The organism is uncultured Fretibacterium sp. (genome assembly GCF_938040765.1).
Taxonomy (GTDB): domain Bacteria; phylum Synergistota; class Synergistia; order Synergistales; family Aminobacteriaceae; genus CAJPSE01.
Window position 1 is genome coordinate 1 of the sequence record NZ_CALIAA010000025.1, and the last position, 1,725, is coordinate 1,725.

Genomic DNA, 1,725 nt, shown 5'->3' on the forward strand with positions numbered 1-1,725 from the left:
AGGTTCCTATTTACTCTTAGATAAGAATCTGTTGACTTTGACAAAACGAGGGGGAATCGCGATGTTCTGTTACCAGTGCGAGCAGACTGCCAAGGGGACGGGCTGCACCGTGATGGGGGTGTGCGGCAAGTCCGCGGAGGTTTCGGACCTTCAGGACCTTTTGATCCACGCGGCAAAGGGAATTGCGATGTACGCGCACCGTGCGCGCGGCCTCGGGGCGGTCGACGGGGAGATCGACCGCTTCGTGGTCGAGGCGCTTTTCACGACGGTGACCAACGTCAACTTCGACAACATCCGCATGGCCGAGATGATCACCCAGGCAGGGGTCGTCCGGAGCAAGGCGAGGAAGCTCTACGAGGACGCCTGCGCCCGCGCGGGCAGGACCGCCGAGTCCCTATCCGGCCCCGCTGTGGACTCGCTCCCCGAGAGCATGGCCGACATGGCGATAGCGGGCGGGCAGTATACGCCTCAAAGCTGGGCCGAGAAGCGCGGCGACGTCGTCCAGGGCCTTTACGACCTGATCCTGCTCGGACTGAAGGGCAGCGCGGCGTACACGCACCACGCCTTCGTCCTGGGTTATGAGGACGAGCGCATATACGGGTTCTTCCACGAGAAGCTGGACGCCCTGAGCCGCGAGGTCATGACCGTCGAGGAGCTGACGGCCCATGCGATGGACGCCGGCAAGTGGAACATCGAGGTCATGAACCTCCTGGACAGAGCAAACACCGAGGTCTACGGGCATCCGGAGCCGACGCCGGTCCGCATCCATCCGCTGAAGGGCAAGGCCATCCTGGTTTCGGGACACGACCTGCGCGACCTGGACCTGCTGCTCCAGCAGACGGAGGGCAAGGGCATCAACATCTATACCCACGGCGAGATGCTGCCCTGCCACGGCTACCCGCGCCTCAAGAAGTATCCGCACCTGGCCGGCAACTACGGTGGGGCCTGGCAGGATCAGCAGAAGGAGTTCGCGGCCTTCCCCGGCGCCATCCTGATGACCACCAACTGCATCCAGAAGCCCACGAACTACACGGACCGCATCTTCACCACGGGCCTGGTGGCCTTCCCCGGCGTCCGGCACATCGACGAAAAGAAGGATTTCACGCCCGTTATCGAGGCCGCCCTGGCCGCGCCGGGCTTCGAGGAGGACGGCGACGACAAGCGTATCCTGGTGGGCTTCGGCCACAACGCCGTGCTGAACGCCGCCGGAAAGGTCGTGGAGCTGGTCAAGGCCGGGAAGATCCGTCACTTTTTCCTGGTCGGCGGCTGTGACGGGGCCAAGAGCGGCCGCAACTACTACACGGACTTCACGTCTCAGGCTCCGAAGGACACCGTGATCCTCACCCTGGCCTGCGGCAAGTTCCGCTTCAACAAGCTGGACTTCGGGGACATCGACGGCCTGCCGCGCCTGTTGGACGTCGGACAGTGCAACGACGCCGCGTCGGCGCTCAAGATCGCCTCGGCGCTCGCCGAGGCCTTCGGAACCGACGTCAACGGCCTGCCCCTCTCCCTGGTGCTCTCCTGGTACGAGCAGAAGGCCGTCTGCATCCTGCTCTCCCTGCTCTCGCTGGGCATCAAAAACATCCGGCTGGGACCCTCGCTGCCCGCGTTCGTCAAGCCGCCCGTGCTGGAGTTCCTCCAGAAGACCTTCAACATCCAGCCCATCACGACCCCCGAGGCCGACCTCAAGGCCATCCTGGGGTAACGGAAATAACTGCAATGACA

General features: G+C 63.8%; 1 protein-coding gene. It reads left to right on the forward strand.

The features are described 5' to 3' along the window. The first annotated feature begins 61 nt into the window (after positions 1–61). Positions 62–1,705 carry a hydroxylamine reductase gene (hcp, locus tag Q0176_RS00790; RefSeq protein WP_299298068.1) on the forward strand — a complete coding sequence of 548 codons (1,644 nt, stop codon included), beginning with the start codon at positions 62–64 and terminating at the stop codon, positions 1,703–1,705. The last annotated feature ends 20 nt before the right edge of the window (positions 1,706–1,725 follow it).